Below are 16,658 nucleotides of genomic sequence, written 5' to 3' on the forward strand. Positions count from 1 at the left end.
TCAGACCCGGGGTTCGAGGACGAGGTCCAGGTACGCCGCGCCGCTGTCGGGCACCCGGGCCTGCTTCCACACCTCGATCGGGAACGACACCATCACCAGCGAGAACATCAGGAGCAGCAGGTTGCGCTCGGCCTCGGGGAGGTCGTCGACCGGGAACCCGTCCAGGTGGGCGGCGGCGGGCTCCAGGTGGGGGAACGCCGCGTCGTAGAACGCCTGCATCTCCTCCATCGAGCTGGCCAGGCGCTTGGCGTACCGCTCCGGCTCGGTCTCCAGGACCCAGGCGCCGAACTTCTCCAGCTCCGCGAACTCAGCCGGCAGCATTGGCGTGCTCCTTCACGTGGTCGCCGACCACCTTGTGCAGGTGGCGGAGGAGGATTTCCTGGTCGTTGAGGGGGAAGTCGGTGACGGCCCGGCTCTTGAGCATCGTCTGGGTGGCCTCCAGGGTGTTGGCGTCCTGGAGGGCGTACTCCTTGAACGTGACCGCGGCGAGTTCCTGGGCCAGCCGCTGGCGGCCGGTCTTGGCCGGCACGAAGTACAGCTTGGCCTCGAAGATGTGCCGGTCCACCGCGGTCGGCCAGTAGTGGTAGGTGAGGTACCAGCCCGGCGCCCACACCAGCAGCATGAAGTTCGGGAAGAAATGGAAGGAGTCCACGCCCCACGCCCGGTGCCGGGCCGGGTTGACGCCGGGCGGCAGCGGCTCCAGGCCCTCGATGTCGGGCCGGTCCCAGGGGCCGAACAGCCCGCTGCGCAGCACCCGCTCGATCGGCTTGACCATGCTCGGGTCCTTGGGCGGGGACATGCCGCCCCAGGCGGAGACCATCCCGTGCGGGGTGGTCACCTCGTAGTGCAGCGCCTCGAAGCCGAACCCCAGCAGCTTCTCGGCCTCCTCCTTGGTGGCCTGCTTCTGGTGCAGTACCGGCGCGTGGTAGAACTCCGCGAACGCGTCGATGAACAGCTTCCAGTTGCTGCCGACCTCGGCCTTGTAGCCGAAGACCTCGGTCATCTCGTGGAAGGGGTAGCCCTCCACGCCCTTGCCCATCTCGCCGAGGTACTCGGCCAGCGGCCGGGCGTCGGGGTCCAGGTTGACGAAGATGAACCCCTCCCAGATCTCGCAGCGCACCGCCTTCAGCCCGAAGTCGGCCTTGTCCAGGTCGAAGAACTCACCCTCCTGCTGGACGAAGGTCAGCTCGCCTTCGAGGTTGTACCGCCAGGCGTGGTACTTGCAGGTGAACTGGCGGCAGGTGCCCTTGACCTCCTCGCCGGGGTAGTCGTTCCACACCAGCTTGTTGCCGCGGTGCCGGCAGATGTTGTGGAAGGCACGGATCTGCTTGTCCTTGCCCCGGACGACGACCAGGGAGGTGTCGACGACCGCGAGTTCCTTGGTGAAGTAGTTGCCGACCCGGGGGACCTGTTCGATCCGGCCGATGTTCAGCCAGGTCCGCCTGAAGACGGCCTCGCGCTCGGCCTCGTAGTAGGCCGGGTCGATGGAGTCCTCGTAGTTGACGGGTGCGGTGCCCAGCTCGGGGTACTGCTCGGTCCAGCTCCCCGCCGCAGGCTTGGGGAAGAACGCCATGTCACACCTTTCTGAAATGTGTTGTCACGCGGGGCTGTCGAAGCCGCCGTCCGGCAGGCCGGGATCGAGGCCCACCCCGAAGGTGTTGAACGCCACGGCCAGCAGGCCGTAGGCGCCGACGGTGAAGACGAAGTCCATGAGCTGGGTCTCGTCGTAGATCTCCGCCAGTTCGGAGTAGGTGGAGTCGGGCAGCTGGGAGTCCTCCTCCAGCTGGTCCACGGCCCGGTTGATGAGCGTGTCGTCGCCCGCCCGGACCGCGGCGATCTCCTCGTCGGTGACGCCGGCCTTGCGGGCGATGAGCACGTGCTGCGCCCACTCGTAGGCGCAGCGCCGCCGCCAGGCCACCCGCAGGATCGCCAGCTCCCGGTCCCGCACGGGCAGGGAGGAGGTTCTGCCCAGCAGGTGGCCGTTGAACGTCAGGAACGCCTTGGCCAGCGGTGGGTGGTTGGCGAGGAAGCCCAGCGCGTTGGACGGCGGGAGCTTCCGCCCGGGGGCGAGGACCGACAGGGCCTCGGTGTCCCATTCCTCGTAGGGGACGAGCGGCAGGCGGGTCATGTGTTCCGCCCCCCGTTCACCCCGATGATCTGCCCGGTGATGTAACCGGCCTCCTCCGACACCAGGAACGCGCAGGTCGCGGCGAGGTCCTCGGGCCGGCCGATCCGCCGGACCGGCGTCTGCTCGATGTGGTGGTCGAGGGAGTCGCCGAGCAGCCCGCGCTCCGCGGCCTTGCGCAACATCGGGGTGTCGATGAAGCCGGGCGGCACCGCGTTGACGGTGATGCCGAGCGGGCCGAGCTCCAGCGCCAGCGCCTTGGTCAGCCCGTTGAGCCCCGACTTGGCCGCCACGTAGTGCGCCATGTACTGCTGGCCCGAGTGCGCGCTGGAGGAGGAGATGTTGACGATCCGGCCCCACTTGGCCTCGATCATGTCGGGGAGCACGGCCTGGGTGCAGTGGAAGACGCCGTTCAGGTTGACGTCGATCACCCGCTGCCAGGACTCGAACGACAGGTCGGTGAAGCGCTTGAACCCGTCCAGCCCGGCCGCGTTGACCAGGACGCCGATCGGGCCCAGCCGCTCCCTGACGGCGGTCAGCGCGATGTCCACCTGGGCCCGGTCCGTGACGTCGGCCTGGTAGGCGAAGTCGGCGTCGGGCGGCGGGTTGAGATCGAGCACGGCGACGTGGTGGCCGTCGGCGTCCAGCCGCTCCGCGATGGCCCGGCCGATGCCGGAGCCGCCACCGGTCACAACTGCGGTCTTCATACGAGAGCCCCGTCCGTCTCAGCCATCGGTAATCTCCCTTCCGAATAAGAGAATCATACTCTCACTCCAGAATGATCCGGAAGCCTTGACATTTGGCCCGCGCGGCCGATGGTGGTCCGCCTGTCGTTCTCGTCAACTAGTAGTTGATTCACGCTGTAGGAGAATGTAGTTTCCACACAGCGAGGAGGAGGCAGGATGGGATGTCAGGACAGGGTGGCGATGGTCACCGGCGCCGAGCAGGGAACCGCGGCGGACACGAGGGCGGTGCCGGCATGAAGCGCCTGCTGATCGACGGAGAGCTGGTCGGGGCCGACCGGGCGTTCGACTCGCTCAATCCCGCAACCGGTGAGGTACTCGGACAGGCCCCGGACGCCACGGTCGCCCAGGCCGAGGCCGCCGTCGCGGCCGCGCGCCGCGCCTTCGACACCACGAGCTGGTCGACCGACGTGCAGCAGCGCGTCCGGTGCCTGCGGCAGTTGCACAAGGCGCTGGTCGAGCACGGCGACGAGCTGCGCGAGCTGACGATCGCCGAGGTCGGCGCGCCCCGCATGCTCACCTACGGAGCCCAGCTCGACCAGCCGATCGAGATCGTCCGGTACTACGCGGACCTGCTCGAGGGCTACGCCATGACCGAGGACCTCGGCGAGGTCGAGGTCCGAGGGAAGCCCCACCGCCGCTGGGTGGAGAAGGAGGCCGGGGGAGTCGTCTCGGCCATCGTCGCGTACAACTACCCGAACCAGCTCGCGCTGGCCAAGCTGGCCCCCGCGCTGGCCGCCGGGTGCACGGTGGTGCTCAAGGGCGCCCCGGACACGCCGCTGGTCACGCTGGCCCTCGGCGAGCTGATCGCCGAGCACACCGACATCCCACCGGGCGTGGTGAACGTGCTGGCCTCCTCCGAGGTCGCCGTCGGCGAGGTGCTCACCACCCACCCCGACGTCGACATCGTCACCTTCACCGGCTCGACCGCCACCGGGCGCAAGATCATGGCGGCCGCGAGCACCACGCTGAAGCGGGTGTTCCTGGAGCTCGGCGGCAAGTCCGCGTCGGTCGTCCTCGACGACGCCGACCTCGCCACCGTCGCCATGTTCTCGGCCTTCGCGATCTGCTCGCACGCCGGGCAGGGCTGCGCCATCACCACCCGGCTGGTGGTGCCCAGGGAGCGGCACGACGAGATCGTCGAGCAGGTCGCGGGCATGATGAGCCAGATCAGCTACGGCGATCCGGCCGACCAGAAGACCTTCATGGGGCCGCTGATCAACGCGCGGCAGCGCGACAAGGTGGACGGCCTGGTCCAGCGGGCCGTCGCGGCGGGCGCGAAGCTCGTCACCGGCGGCGAGAAGGTGGATCCCGGCTTCTTCTACACGCCCACCCTGCTGGCCGGGGTCGACCCGGACAGCGAGGTCGCGCAGGAGGAGGTCTTCGGCCCGGTGCTCGCGGTCATCCCCCACGACGGGGACGACGACGCCGTGCGCATCGCCAACAACTCCATCTACGGTCTCTCCGGCGGGGTGTTCAGCGCCGACGAGGACCGGGCCATCGCGGTGGCGCGGCGGATCCGCAGCGGCACGTTCAGCATCAACGGCGGCAACTACTTCCACCCCGACGCGCCCTTCGGCGGGTACAAGCAGTCGGGCATCGGCCGGGAGATGGGCGTCGCCGGGCTGGAGGAGTTCCTGGAGAGCAAGACCTTCGCGACGGTGGTGGCATGAAGCCACTTGAGGGGATCCGCATTCTCGAGGTCGCCATGTACGGCTTCGTCCCCTCGGCCGGAGCCGTGCTCGCCGAGTGGGGCGCGGAGGTGATCAAGGTCGAGCACGCCGTCAACGGAGATCCGCAGCGCGGGCTCCGGCAGACCGGCACCATGCGCGTCGAGGGCGACCCGAACCCCAACATCGAGCACGCCAACCGCGGCAAGCGCAGCATCGGCCTGGACATCGCGAAGCCCGAGGGCAAAGAGGTACTGCTCGACCTGGCCCGGCGGTCGGACGTGTTCCTGACCAACTTCCGGCCCGGGGCCCGGCGCAAGCTGGGGATCGACGTGGACGACATCCGCGCGGCGAACCCGAAGATCGTCTACGCCCGGGGGAGCGCGCTCGGCCCGCGCGGCGAGGAGGCGGACCGGGGCGGGTACGACATGACGGCCTTCTGGGCCCGGGGCGCCACCGCCGCCAGCCTCACCCCGCCCGGGACGGAAGGGATGATCAGCCCGCCCGGCCCCGCCTACGGCGACACCATCTCCGGCACGAACCTGGCCGGCGGCATCGCGGCGGCGCTGCTCAAGCGCGAGCGCACCGGGGAGCCGTCGGTCGTGGACGTCTCCCTGCTGGGCAGCGGCCTGTGGGCGATGGGCCACGGGATCGGGCTGTCCCTGCACCTCGGCGAACCCCTGGTGGCGCCCGTGCCGGGCGCCCACGGCTCGCCGGTCAACCCGCTGACCGGGCTGTACGCCACGGCCGACGGCCGCTACCTGTCCTTCGTGATGTTGCAGCCGACCAAGTTCTGGGCCGATGTGTGCCGCCACGTCGACCGCCCCGAACTGGCCGACGATCCCCGCTTCGCCACCGCCGAGCTGATCGCCGCCAACACCGCGCAGGCCGTCGAGATCCTGCGGGAGGCGATCGCCGCCCGGACCCTCGCGGAGTGGACCGAGCGCTTCGCCACCCTGGCCGGGCCGTGGGCTCCGGTGCAGGACTCCCTCCAGGTGGGCCAGGACGCGCAGATCCGGGCGAACGAGTACCTGATCAAGGCCGGGGAGCTCGAACTGGTCGCCAACCCGGTGCAGTTCGACGTCGGCGCCCCGGACCCGGGGCCGGCGCCCGAGTTCGCCGCCCAGACCGAGGAGATCCTGCAGGAACTCGGCCTGGACTGGGAGCGCATCATCGCGCTCAAGACGGCGGGCGCGGTGACCTGACCGTGGGGACGAGGGAGCCGCGCGCAGGCGGGCCGGGCCGGCCGCCCGCCGCGTGGCTCCCCGTCCGGCCGCTAGGGCAGCGGCGCCTGCGCGTAGGGAACGGGCGACCTGCCGGGTCGCAGCACCAGCTGGGTGCCCGGCTCGGCCGTGCGCAGTGCGTGCTCGATGGCCGCCGCCACCTCGTCGGCGCCCGGCGCGGGGACCCCCGGCGGCCGGAGCCCGTTGCCGGTGACCGGCGGCGCCTCCCAGGGGCCGGGGCAGACCGCGCTCAGCCGGATGCCCTCGCGGGCCAGCCGCCCGGCGGACGCCCGGACCAGGCCGATGACGGCGTGCTTGGTCATCGTGTAGAAGGGGTCGTCCTCCACGCCGACCAGCCCGGCCAGCGACGCGGTGATCACGATCGAACCGCTGCGGCGCCGGCGCATCAGCGGGAGCGCGGCCCGCAGGCCGTACACGACGCCGTGCTGGTTCGTCCCCACCACCGACCGGTAGCCGCTCAGGTCGAGCACGTCCGGGTCGGTGGCCGTGCAGCCGGTCTCGGCGTTGAGCACGAGCATGTCCAGCCGGCCGTCCACGTGCGCGACGGCCTTCGTGGACAGGTCGGGATCGCTCAGGTCCCCGACCACGGCGAGGCCGCCGATGTCCGCCGCGACCTTTTTGACCGCGGGATCGCGGTCCACCAGTACGCAATGCACCCGCGCGGCCGCGAGCCTCCGCGCCACCGCCTCTCCGATGTCGCCTGACGCACCTGTGATGATCGCCACTTCGGTCATGACACCCGTCCTTTCCGCCACGACCGGGCGCAGAAGGGCCCGCTGGAGCCTGATCGGGGAGGGCTCCTCGACCAAGGTGTGAGCAGGGTAACACTCCTACCTACATGTAGGTAGGTCGTCCGCCGTGCCATGACGCCGATACTGTCTGTTGCGGGAGGAGGTGCCGAAGGTGAAGAGCCGGCGCCAGGAGATCATCGATACGGCCCTGGAGATGTTCGCCGAGCGCGGCTATCGCGGGACGTCACTGAACGCGATCGCGGAGCGCGTCGGCCTGACCAGGCAGGGAGTGCTGCACTACTTCCGGAGCAAGGAACAGCTCCTCACCACGATCCTCCAGCTCAGGGCGGAGCTCAACCGCCAGAACCTGGGCGCCGACCGGCTGGAGAGCGACTGGCCGGAGCTGCTCGCCGAGGTCGTCGCCTACGACCGCAAGAACCCCGGTCTGGCCGTGGTGCACAGCGTGCTGGCGGCCGAGAGCGTGACCGAGGGTCACCCGGCCCAGCAGTACTTCCGCGACTACTACCAGTCGGTGCGGGAGGACATCTTCCGGGTGCTCACCGAGCGTTACGGTGACCGCCTGCCGAGTGGCCTGGCCCCGCAGACCGTGGCGGCGGCCCTGCTGGCGATGCTCGACGGCCTGCAGCAGCAGTGGCTGCTGGACCGTGAGCTGGGCGACCACCCGGAGATCACGCGAGACGTGCTGGCGATGCTGCTGCTGGGGTCCGCGCCGCGATGAAGCCGGCCATGGCCGGCCCGGCCTCGGCGTCGAGGTCGGCGGCGTCCGACCGCACCCGCAGGTCCACCGTGACGCCGGATCGCGCCGCGCGGGCGGCGAACGCCAGCGAGTCGTCCAGCAGGGGATCGGTGCTGGCCACGAGGAGCTGGATCGCCGGCAACCCGTGCAGGTTGGCGTAGAGCGGGTTCAGCAGCGGGTCGGTCAGGGGGGTGTCGGCGGCGTAGCCCGCGACGCGCCGCCGGAGCTCGGCGGCGTCGAAGGCGGGATTGGCGGCCGCGTTGAGCTGGAGGCTCGGCGCCTGCAGGGTCAGGTCGAGCAGCGCCGAGACCAGCACCGCGCAGCGGGGCGGCGCGGCGCCCGAGTTGCGCAGCTGGACCAGCAGGGCGGCCGCGAGCCCGGCCCCGCCCTGCTCGCCCGCCACCACCACCGGGCCCGCGGACCGGCTGCGGAGGTAGGCGTTCTGGACGTCCTCCAGCGCGGCGGGGAAGTCGGGCCGCAGCCGCGGGCAGACGACGGTGGAGCCGGTGTGCAGGGCGAGGCGCCCGGCCCGGTCGAGCGCCGTCTCGGGGGCGGCCGCGAGGTACCGGTCGCTGTACAGGTAGAGGACGACCGTCTCGCCGGGGTCCGGCGGGCGCACCACCGGTCCGGCCGGGCCCGCCTCGACGCTCAGTTCACCTGCCACGGTTCATCACTTTCTCCGCCGCCGCCCAGTGCTCGTCGGACACCCAGAGGCGGGCGAAGGCGCGCGCCGCCTCCTCCGCCGACAGGGTGCCCGAGGTGACGCGCTTGATCTCTCCCGCCGGAGCGGTGGCCAGCGACCTGGCCAGGGAACGCCAGTCCTCCTCGAAGGAGGCCCGAGGCAGCACCCGGTCCACCAGGCCGACGCGCTGGGCCTCGGCGGCGTCGAGGATGGTGCCGGTGCCCGCCAGCAGCAGCGCCCGGCTCCGGCCCACCAGCGCGGCGAGCCGCTCGGCGCCGCCCCAGGCGGGCATGATCGCCAGGGCCGTCTGGTTGAAGCCGATCTTGATGTCGTCGGCGGCCACGCGGATGTCGGCGGCCACCGCGACCTCGGCCCCGCCGCCCAGGGCGTGGCCGTTCAGCGCGGCGACCACCGGGCCGGGGAAGGCCGCGATCCGGTCGCAGATCCCGCGCATCCGCAGGGCCATGGCCAGGGCGGCCTCCTCGGTCCGGAGCGCGGCCAGTTCCTTCAGGTCGCCCCCCGAGACGAACGCCCGGTCGCCCGCTCCCTTGATGACCAGGGCCCGGGCGCCGGCCACCGAGTCGAGGGCCTTGTCCAGCTCGTCCATGGTGACCGGTGCGATGGCGTTGCGAGCCTGCGGGCGGTTGATGGTGATGACCGCCAGCCCCTGGTCCATCTCAAGCTCTACCATGCTTGCTCTCCCATAGCGGTATTGCCATTCTCATTCCGGGCAAACATTGTATTCGCCGGTGCGGGGCGTGATCCAGGCGCGGCCGGTCCGCCCGGTAGGCGAGTTCAATCTTCGTAGACGACAGTGATGTCCGCGGTGGTGGGTTCGCCCTGGCAGGTGAGGACCCAGCCCTCGGCGATCTCGTCCTCCTCGAGCGCGTTGTTCGCGCGCATCCTGGCCTGGCCTTCGGTGACCTGGGCGATGCAGGTGGCGCAGTTCCCGGCCTCGCAGGAGAACGGCGGGGCGAGGCCGGCCCGGCGCGCGCTCTCCAGCAGGGTCTCGCCGGGATGCCGGGGGACCGCGTGCCGCTTGCCGCCGAGGACGATGGTGACCGTTCCGCCCTGCTCCTCGTCCGCGGGCGCCCGGTCCGCGGGGGAGTCGGCCGCGGGGGTGAAGCGCTCGATGAGGATCTGCTCGGGGCCGGCGCCCCAGGCGAGCAGGGCGTGCTCCACCAGGTCCATGAAGGGCGTGGGCCCGCAGACGTAGAAGTCGGCGTCCCGGTCGTCGCCGGCGAAGGCCCGGACCTCGGCGGCGGTGACGAACCCGTTCGGGACGTCCAGATGGTGGCGGACCTCGAAGCGGCCGGGGTACCGCCCGGCCAGTTCGGCCAGCGCGGACGCGAAGATGACCGAGTCGGCGTCCCGGTCGGCCGTCAGCACGCGGACCCGCCGCCGTGTCGTGGCCAGCGCGCTCTTGACCAGCGACAGGATCGGCGTGATGCCGCTGCCGCCGCAGAACGCCACCAGGGGGGCGGTGGTCTCCCGCAGGCAGAAGACCCCGGCGGGGCGGGTGACCTCGACGAGGTCGCCGGCCGCGAGGTGGTCGAGCATCCAGTTCGAGACCAGGCCGCCGGGTACCCGCTTCACCGTGGTCATCAGCTCGGCGTCGGTGTCGGGAGAGCTCGACATCGAGTAGCTGCGCAGGGTCCCGCAGACCTTGAACGTCAGGAACTGCCCAGCCTGGTAGGGGAACGGCGCGTCGAGCACGTACGTGCACGCGTCGGCCGTCTCCTGGACGACCTGCCTGATCCGGACCGGATGGAAGCCGTGGTCTCGCGCCATGTGCGGAATCTAGCTTCTCCCTTTAGGAGAGTGCAATTATCTCCCCATGGAAGGAGCTCTTGTGATGAGAAGCATTCCCACCGAGCTGGCCGAGCGGTACGAGGCGGAGGGCTGGTGGACCCGCGACACGCTCGGGGACGTGCTGGCCCGCGGGCTCGCGTCGGCCCCCGACGCCGGATTCCGCGTGTACTCGGCCGTACGGCCCTGGTCCGGAACCTTCCGCGACGTCGAGCACGTCGCGCGCAGGCTGGCGGGCGGGCTGCGCGCCCGGGGCGTCGGTCCCGGCGACGTGGTCGCGTTGCAACTGCCCAACTGGATGGAGGCCGCGGCGGTCTTCTGGGCCTCGACGTTCCTCGGGGCGACCGTGGTGCCGATCGTCCACTTCTACGGGCGCAAGGAGGTCGGGTACATCCTGGACTCGGTCCGGCCGCGCGTCTTCGTGGCGGCGGAGCGGTTCGGGCGGCTGGAGTACCAGGCCGACCTAGCCGCGAACGTGCCCGTCGTCGGTGTGGTGGGGCGCGACTTCGACGACCTGCTGGCCGACGAGCCGATGCCCGGGGTCGTCGCGGCGGACCCGGCGAGTCCCGCCCTGATCGCGTTCACCTCCGGCACCACGCGCGACCCCAAGGGCGTCGTCCACAGCCACCAGACGATCGGCTACGAGACGCGCCAGCTCGCCGCCCGCTACCCGCCGGACCGGGGCAGCCAGCTCACCGCGGCCCCCGTGGGCCACTTCATCGGCATGCTGAACGCCTTCCTGATCCCCGTCCTGGACGGTGCGCCGGTGAACCTCGCCGACGTGTGGGACCCGGGCCAGGCGCTGGCGCTGATGAAGAGCGACGGGCTCACCGTGGGCGGCGGGGCGACGTACTTCATGACCAGCCTGCTCGACCACCCCGACTTCACGCCCGAGCACCTGCCGTACATGAAGTACGCGGGCCTCGGCGGCGCGGCGGTGCCGGCGGCGGTCACCACCCGGCTGGCGGAGCTGGGCGTCACGGTGTACCGCGCCTACGGCAGCACCGAACACCCGTCGATCACCGGCTCCCACTGGGCGGCGCCCGAGGACAAGCGGCTCTACACCGACGGGAACGTCCTGCCCGGGGTGGAGCTGCGGCTGGCCGAGGACGGCGAGATCCTCAGCCGGGGCCCGGACCTGTGCCTGGGCTACACCGACCCGGCGCTGACCGAGCGGGTCTTCGACGCCGACGGCTGGTACCACACCGGCGACATCGGGGTGCTGGACGAGGACGGCTACCTCACGATCACCGATCGCAAGTCCGACATCATCATCCGCGGCGGCGAGAACATCAGCGCGCTGGAGGTCGAGGAGGTGCTCCTCGGCATGCCCGCCGTCGCGGAGGCCGCGGTGGTGGCCGCCCCCGACGCCCGGCTGGGCGAGCACGCCGCGGCCGTCCTGCGGCTGCGGCCCGGGCACTCCGCGCCCGACCTCGACGAGCTGCGCGCCCACCTGGAGCGGGTGGGGCTGGCCAGGCAGAAGTGGCCGGAGGAGCTGCACGTGGTGGCGGACTTCCCGCGGACCCCCAGCGGCAAGATCCAAAAGTTCGTTCTCCGACGGGACATTGCGACACCCAAGTGATGAGAATACTATTCTCGCATTCAGCAAGGGAGGATCTTATGTCGTCACGCGACGTGCCGTTTCCGCTGTTCGACGCGGACAACCACCTGTACGAGACCGAGGAGGCGATGACCAAGTACCTGCCCAAGGAGTACGAGGGCGCCATCCAGTACGTCCAGGTGCGCGGCCGGACCAAGATCGCGGTCCTGGGGCAGATCAGCGAGTACATCCCCAACCCCACCTTCGAGGTGGTGGCCCGACCGGGCGCGATGGAGGAGTACTTCCGCGTCGGCAACCCCGAGGGCAAGTCCCGCCGTGAGATCTTCGGCGACCCGATGCGCTCGATCCCCGCCTTCCGCGAGCCGGCACCCCGGCTGGAGCTGATGAACGAGCAGGGCATCGAGCGGACGCTGATGTTCCCGACGCTCGCCAGCCTGATCGAGGAGCGGATGCGGGAGGACCCCGAGCTCATCCACGCGGTCGTCCACGCGCTCAACCAGTGGCTGTTCGAGGTGTGGTCCTTCAACTACAAGGACCGCATCTTCACCACCCCGGTCATCAGCCTCCCGATCGTGGACAAGGCGATCGAGGAGCTGAACTGGTGCGTCGAGCGCGGGGCCAAGGCGGTCCTGATCCGGCCGGCGCCGGTGCCCGGCTTCCGCGGCCCGCGCTCCTTCGCGCTGCCGGAGTTCGACCCGTTCTGGAAGCGCGTCGTGGAGACCGGCGTCGTGGTCGGGCTGCACTCCTCCGACAGCGGCTACGCCCGGTACACCAGCGACTGGGAGGGCCGGAGCAACGAGATGCTGCCCTTCAAGCCGAACGCCTTCCGGCAGATCAGCGAGTGGCGGCCGATCCAGGACTCGGTGGCGTCGCTGGTCTGCCACGGCGCGCTGACCCGGTTCCCCGAACTGAAGATCGCGGTCATCGAGAACGGCGCCTCCTGGCTCCAGCCGCTGCTGAAGCAGCTGGCGGACCTCAACAAGAAGATGCCGAACGAGTTCGAGGAGGACCCGGTCGAGGCCGTCAAGCGCAACATCCACATCAGCCCGTTCTGGGAGGAGAACATGGCTGAGCTGTCCGACATCATCGGCGTGGAGCGGGTGCTGTTCGGCTCGGACTACCCCCACCCCGAGGGCCTGGCCGACCCGGTCAGCTACATCGACGAGCTGACGGGTCTCGGCGAGGACGACAAGGCCAAGATCATGGGTGGCAACCTCGCCAGGTTGATGTCGGTATGACGTGGGACACCATCCCCCAGATGGTGCTCAGTGTCGACGACCGCTTCGGTAACGCCGAAGCGGTCGTCGACGGGCCGCTCCGGCTCACCTTCACCGAACTGGCCGAGCGGGTCCGCGTGGCGGCGGGGGCCTTCGCCGAGGCCGGGATCGACAAGGGTGACCGGGCGGCGATCTGGGCGCCCAACTCGGCCGAGTGGATCATCGCGGCGTTCGGGCTGCTGACCGCCGGCGGCGTGCTGGTCACGGTCAACACCCGGTTCAAGGCCGCGGAGGCCCACGACATCGTCCGCCGTAGCGGGGCCAAGCTGGTCCTGTCCCAGCCGGGCTTCCTCGGCGAGGACTACACGGGCCCGCCCGAGGTGCCCACGATCGACATCAAGTCGGACTTCCTGTCCAGCGGCTCGCCGCTGGAGCGCGCGGTCAGCGGCGACGACGTGTGCGACATCATGTTCACCTCGGGCACCACCGGGCGGCCCAAGGGCGTCATGATGACCCACGCCCAGGCACTCCGGATGTACGCGGAGTGGTGCGACCTGGCCGACCTGCGGCAGGGCGACCGGTACATGATCGTCAATCCGTTCTTCCACATCTTCGGGTACAAGGCCGGCTGCATCGCGTCCATGATCCGCGGGGCCACCGTCCACCCGGTGCCGGTCTTCGAGGTGGACCGGGTGCTGGAGCTGATCGAGCGCGAGCGGATCACGATGCTGCCGGGCCCGCCCACGCTGTACCACTCGCTGCTGGAGGCGCACGCCGAGGGGAAGTGGGACCTGTCGTCGCTGCGCGCGGCGGTGACCGGCTCGGCGGACATCCCGGTCGAGCTGATCCGCCGGGTCGTGACCGAACTGCCGTTCCAGACGATCAGGACCGGATACGGCCTGACCGAGGCGGGGACCGCGACCATCTCCCGGGACGGCGACTCGTTCGAGGACATCGCCACGACGGTCGGCCGGCCCTGCGACGGCGTCGAGATCCGGATCGCCGACGACGGTGAGGTGCTGGTCCGCGGCTACAGCGTCATGCGGGGTTACCTGGACGACCCCGAGGCCACCGCCGAGGCGATCGACGCGGACGGCTGGCTGCACACCGGGGACCTGGGGACGCTGGACGAGCGCGGCAACCTGCGGATCGTCGGCCGCAAGAAGGACATGTTCATCGTGGGCGGCTTCAACGCCTACCCCGCCGAGATCGAGAACTTCCTGATGGAGCACCCGGCCGTCACCCAGGCCGCCGTGATCGGCGTGCCGGACGAGCGGCTCGGCCAGGTGGGCAAGGCCTTCGTGATCAAGCGGGAGGACCTCACCGAAGAGGAGCTCATCGCCTGGAGCCGTGACCGGATGGCCGGCTTCAAGGTCCCCCGGCAGGTGGTGTTCCTCGACGAACTGCCGCTCAACGCCACCGGCAAGGTCATGAAGGACCAGCTGCACTGACCAGCACCCGGGCCGGGTACCGGAGCGCCCGGCCCGGGTGCCCACCACGACCACACCCACGTCGCCCGGGGTGATTCCAGCGCCGAAGTCCGAGCGCGTCTCCGGCTCCCGCGGGCGGCACCACCCCTGCGATGAACGGGAGCGACCATGAGACAGCAGACGATGCCCGGCGAACTGGACTGGCTGCTCGACGACCTGGTGCATCGGGTCGGCGGGGTGCGCCATGCCCTGCTGCTGGCCGAGGACGGGCTGGTCCTGGCGACCTCGGGGAACATCACCCGCGAGGACGCCGGGTTCCTGGCCGCGCTGGCGTCGGGATTCGACCGCCTGGCCGGCGGCGTCCGGGAGCACTACCGGGCCCGGCGCGTGCAGCAGAGCACGGTGGAGCTGGACGACATGCTGTTCTTCGTGGTGCCGGCCGGCGGCGGGAACTGCCTGGCCGTGCTGAGCGACAAGGGCGGCAACGCGGGGCTGGTCGCCTACGAGGCCACCATGCTGATCAGACGGTTGCAGGGGCAGCCGACCGCGCCGCTCTGACCGACCTCGCGATCATCTTATTCTCTTGGGTGGTATTGGCATTCTCGTTTTTTGAAAGTAACGTATCTGATGATGAACGACTTCGCCGAGACTTCGTCCGGCATCCCGCTCCAGCCGGTCTACGGACCGGCGGACCGGCATGCCGAGCCCCCCGAACCGGGCCGCTTCCCCTTCACCCGCGGCAACTACGCCTCCGGCTACCGGGGGCGACTGTGGACGTTCCGGCAGTACTCCGGGTTCGGCACGGCGGAGGAGTCCAACCGCCGCTACCGCTACCTCCTGGAGCAGGGCGGCACCGGGCTGTCGGTCGCGCTCGACCTGCCCACCCAGTGCGGCTACGACTCCGACGACCCCGAGGTGAGCGAGGAGGTCGGCCGGGTCGGCGTGGCGGTCGACACCCTCGCCGACGCCGAGATCCTGTTCGAGGACATCCCGCTGGACCGGATCAGCACCAGCTTCACCATCAACGGGACGGCCGCGATCCTGCTGGCGTTCTACGTGGCGGCGGCCGAGCGCAAGGGCGTTCCCCGGGCGAAGCTCACCGGGACGATCCAGAACGACATCCTCAAGGAGTACGCCTCGCGCGGCACCTGGATCTGGCCGCCCGAACCGTCCCTGCGGCTGATCGCCGACACTATCGAGTTCTGCGCGGCCGAGGTGCCGAAGTTCAACGCGATCTCGGTGGCCGGCGCGCACTTCCGGGACGCCGGCGCCAACGCGGTGCAGGAGATGGCCTTCACCCTCGCCGACGGGGTCACCTACTGCGACACCGTGCTGGCCCGCGGCCGGATGACGATCGAGAAGTTCGCCCCGCAGGTCTCCTTCTTCTTCTACACGCACGGCGACTTCTTCGAGGAGATCGCCAAGTACCGGGCGGGCCGGCGGCGCTGGGCGACGATCGTCCGGGAACGGTACGGGGCGTCCTCGGACAAGGCGTCGATGTTCCGCTTCGGCTGCGTCGCGGGCGGCGCCTCCCTGTACGCCCCCCAGGCGCGCAACAACGTGGTCCGGGTGGCCTACGAGGCGATGGCCTCCGTGCTGGGCGGCGTCCAGTCGATGTTCACCGCGGCCTGGGACGAGCCCTTCGCGCTGCCCAGCGAGGAGTCGGCGACGCTCGCCCTGCGCACCCAGCAGATCCTCGCCCACGAGACCGGCGTCACCCGCGTCGCGGACCCGCTCGGCGGCTCCTACTTCGTCGAGGCGCTCACCGACGCCACCGAGGCCAAGATCATCGAGATCATGGACGACCTCGACCGGCACGGCGGCATGGTCCGCGCGATCGAGGACGGCTACCTGCAGGGTCTGATCGCCGACGAGGCCTACCGGACCCACCAGGAGATCGAGGACGGCACCCGCCCGATCGTGGGGGTCAACCGGTTCGTCTCCGACGAGCCGCCACCCGACCTGGCGACCTACGAACTGGACGCCGAGGGCCGCGAACGGCAGCTCAAACGGCTCGCCCGGGTGAAGGCCGGCCGCGACAACGCGGCCGTGCAGGCCCGCCTCGCCGACCTGTCCCGGGCCGCGGAAGGTGACGACAACCTCATGGGTCCCCTGATCGACTGCGCCAACGCCTACTGCACGGTCGGCGAGATGGTCGCCGCGCTCAAGGCGGTCTGGGGCGAGTTCCAGCAGCCGGTGGTGTTCTGATGCGCACCCGAGTCCTGATCGCCAAGCCCGGCCTGGACGGCCACGACCGCGGCGCCAAGATCGTCGCCCGTGCGCTGCGCGACGCGGGCTTCGAGGTCGTCTTCACCGGCATCCGCCAGCGGATCGAGGACATCGTGGCGATCGCCCTCCAGGAGGACGTCGCCGTCGTCGGCCTCAGCATCCTGTCCGGCGCGCACCTGGCGCTGACCGCGCGCACCGTCGAGGCGCTCCGGGCCGCCGACGCCGCCGACATCGCCGTCATCGTCGGCGGCACCATCCCCGCGGCCGACGTCCCCCGCCTGCAGGAGGCGGGTGCCGCCGCGGTCTTCCCGACCGGTACCTCCCTCGACGTCCTCGTGGCGGAGGTCCGCGCCTTGACCGCCGCCCCCGCCCCGCCCTGATCGCTTCGTGCACGGCGTGGCGCGGGCGGCGCGGCCCCACCGCGTGAAGACAACGGATCTCGAGCATTGGGAGGCACTGT

Annotated in this window: 17 protein-coding genes; 9 read left to right on the plus strand and 8 right to left on the minus strand. The window is 70.7% G+C overall.

The window, feature by feature from the left end; all coding sequences use genetic code 11:
- Genes DPM19_RS02525 through DPM19_RS02540 form a run of 4 tightly spaced genes read right to left on the minus strand, consistent with a single transcriptional unit; the run spans window position 1 to window position 2,832 of the window.
- Window positions 1-321: a hypothetical protein gene (locus DPM19_RS02525; RefSeq protein WP_111863112.1), complete on the minus strand. Its 321-nt coding sequence runs from the start codon at window positions 319-321 to the stop codon at window positions 1-3.
- Window positions 308-1,573 carry an aromatic ring-hydroxylating oxygenase subunit alpha gene (locus DPM19_RS02530; RefSeq protein WP_111863113.1) on the minus strand — a complete coding sequence of 422 codons (1,266 nt, stop codon included), beginning with the start codon at window positions 1,571-1,573 and terminating at the stop codon, window positions 308-310. The genes DPM19_RS02525 and DPM19_RS02530 overlap by 14 nt, the downstream gene beginning before the upstream one ends.
- 24 nt (window positions 1,574-1,597) lie before the next feature.
- Window positions 1,598-2,128, minus strand: coding sequence for a carboxymuconolactone decarboxylase family protein (locus DPM19_RS02535; RefSeq protein WP_111863114.1), 531 nt, complete (start codon window positions 2,126-2,128; stop codon window positions 1,598-1,600).
- Complete coding sequence (locus DPM19_RS02540) at window positions 2,125-2,832, minus strand: SDR family NAD(P)-dependent oxidoreductase (protein WP_111863115.1); 708 nt, start codon at window positions 2,830-2,832, stop codon at window positions 2,125-2,127. Before DPM19_RS02540 ends, DPM19_RS02535 begins: the two co-directional genes overlap by 4 nt.
- Window positions 2,833-3,104: 272 nt before the next feature.
- Here DPM19_RS02540 and DPM19_RS02545 point away from each other — a divergent pair, with 272 nt between their 5' ends.
- Entirely contained in the window at window positions 3,105-4,541 is a 1,437-nt protein-coding gene (locus DPM19_RS02545) for an aldehyde dehydrogenase family protein (RefSeq protein ID WP_111863116.1), read from the plus strand.
- A complete protein-coding gene (locus DPM19_RS02550) occupies window positions 4,538-5,743 on the plus strand; it encodes a CaiB/BaiF CoA transferase family protein (protein WP_111863117.1) in 1,206 nt (401 codons plus the stop codon). Before DPM19_RS02545 ends, DPM19_RS02550 begins: the two co-directional genes overlap by 4 nt.
- A 71-nt stretch (window positions 5,744-5,814) precedes the next feature.
- Here the strand turns inward: DPM19_RS02550 and DPM19_RS02555 are convergent, their stop codons facing one another.
- Window positions 5,815-6,516, minus strand: a complete 702-nt coding sequence (locus tag DPM19_RS02555) for an SDR family NAD(P)-dependent oxidoreductase (protein WP_111863118.1) — start codon at window positions 6,514-6,516, stop codon at window positions 5,815-5,817.
- A 169-nt stretch (window positions 6,517-6,685) separates the two neighbouring features.
- On the opposite strand from DPM19_RS02555, the gene DPM19_RS02560 reads away from it, so the two are divergent.
- Window positions 6,686-7,252: a TetR/AcrR family transcriptional regulator gene (locus tag DPM19_RS02560; RefSeq protein ID WP_199484788.1), complete on the plus strand. Its 567-nt coding sequence runs from the start codon at window positions 6,686-6,688 to the stop codon at window positions 7,250-7,252.
- Here the strand turns inward: DPM19_RS02560 and DPM19_RS02565 are convergent.
- The 3 genes from DPM19_RS02565 to DPM19_RS02575 all read right to left on the minus strand — a co-directional run bounded on the left by DPM19_RS02565 (window position 7,203) and on the right by DPM19_RS02575 (window position 9,743).
- Window positions 7,203-7,934 (minus strand): alpha/beta hydrolase, encoded by a 732-nt coding sequence (locus tag DPM19_RS02565; RefSeq protein ID WP_111863119.1) that lies wholly within the window; start codon window positions 7,932-7,934, stop codon window positions 7,203-7,205. The two genes, DPM19_RS02560 and DPM19_RS02565, sit on opposite strands and share 50 nt — an antisense overlap.
- Window positions 7,924-8,643, minus strand: coding sequence for an enoyl-CoA hydratase/isomerase family protein (locus tag DPM19_RS02570; protein WP_111863120.1), 720 nt, complete (start codon window positions 8,641-8,643; stop codon window positions 7,924-7,926). Before DPM19_RS02570 ends, DPM19_RS02565 begins: the two co-directional genes overlap by 11 nt.
- A gap of 104 nt (window positions 8,644-8,747) precedes the next feature.
- Window positions 8,748-9,743 (minus strand): ferredoxin--NADP reductase, encoded by a 996-nt coding sequence (locus DPM19_RS02575; RefSeq protein WP_111863121.1) that lies wholly within the window; start codon window positions 9,741-9,743, stop codon window positions 8,748-8,750.
- A 64-nt stretch (window positions 9,744-9,807) separates the two neighbouring features.
- Here DPM19_RS02575 and DPM19_RS02580 point away from each other — a divergent pair, with 64 nt between their 5' ends.
- The 6 genes from DPM19_RS02580 (at window position 9,808) to DPM19_RS02605 (ending at window position 16,578) form a co-directional block, all read left to right on the plus strand.
- Window positions 9,808-11,343 (plus strand): AMP-binding protein, encoded by a 1,536-nt coding sequence (locus DPM19_RS02580; protein ID WP_111863122.1) that lies wholly within the window; start codon window positions 9,808-9,810, stop codon window positions 11,341-11,343.
- 38 nt (window positions 11,344-11,381) lie between these two features.
- Window positions 11,382-12,560: an amidohydrolase family protein gene (locus DPM19_RS02585; RefSeq protein WP_111863123.1), complete on the plus strand. Its 1,179-nt coding sequence runs from the start codon at window positions 11,382-11,384 to the stop codon at window positions 12,558-12,560.
- 20 nt (window positions 12,561-12,580) lie between these two features.
- Window positions 12,581-13,990, plus strand: a complete 1,410-nt coding sequence (locus tag DPM19_RS02590; protein ID WP_233509748.1) for a FadD3 family acyl-CoA ligase — start codon at window positions 12,581-12,583, stop codon at window positions 13,988-13,990.
- Window positions 13,991-14,137: 147 nt separating this feature from the next.
- Window positions 14,138-14,527 (plus strand): roadblock/LC7 domain-containing protein, encoded by a 390-nt coding sequence (locus DPM19_RS02595; protein WP_111863125.1) that lies wholly within the window; start codon window positions 14,138-14,140, stop codon window positions 14,525-14,527.
- Between the two features lie 72 nt (window positions 14,528-14,599).
- Window positions 14,600-16,177, plus strand: a complete 1,578-nt coding sequence (locus tag DPM19_RS02600; protein ID WP_111863353.1) for a methylmalonyl-CoA mutase family protein — start codon at window positions 14,600-14,602, stop codon at window positions 16,175-16,177.
- Window positions 16,177-16,578, plus strand: a complete 402-nt coding sequence (locus DPM19_RS02605; RefSeq protein ID WP_111863126.1) for a cobalamin-dependent protein — start codon at window positions 16,177-16,179, stop codon at window positions 16,576-16,578. Before DPM19_RS02600 ends, DPM19_RS02605 begins: the two co-directional genes overlap by 1 nt.
- Window positions 16,579-16,658 lie beyond the last annotated feature (80 nt).

Origin of the sequence: Actinomadura craniellae, assembly GCF_003289645.1 — a bacterium.
Taxonomy (GTDB): Bacteria; Actinomycetota; Actinomycetes; order Streptosporangiales; family Streptosporangiaceae; genus Actinomadura_D; species Actinomadura_D craniellae.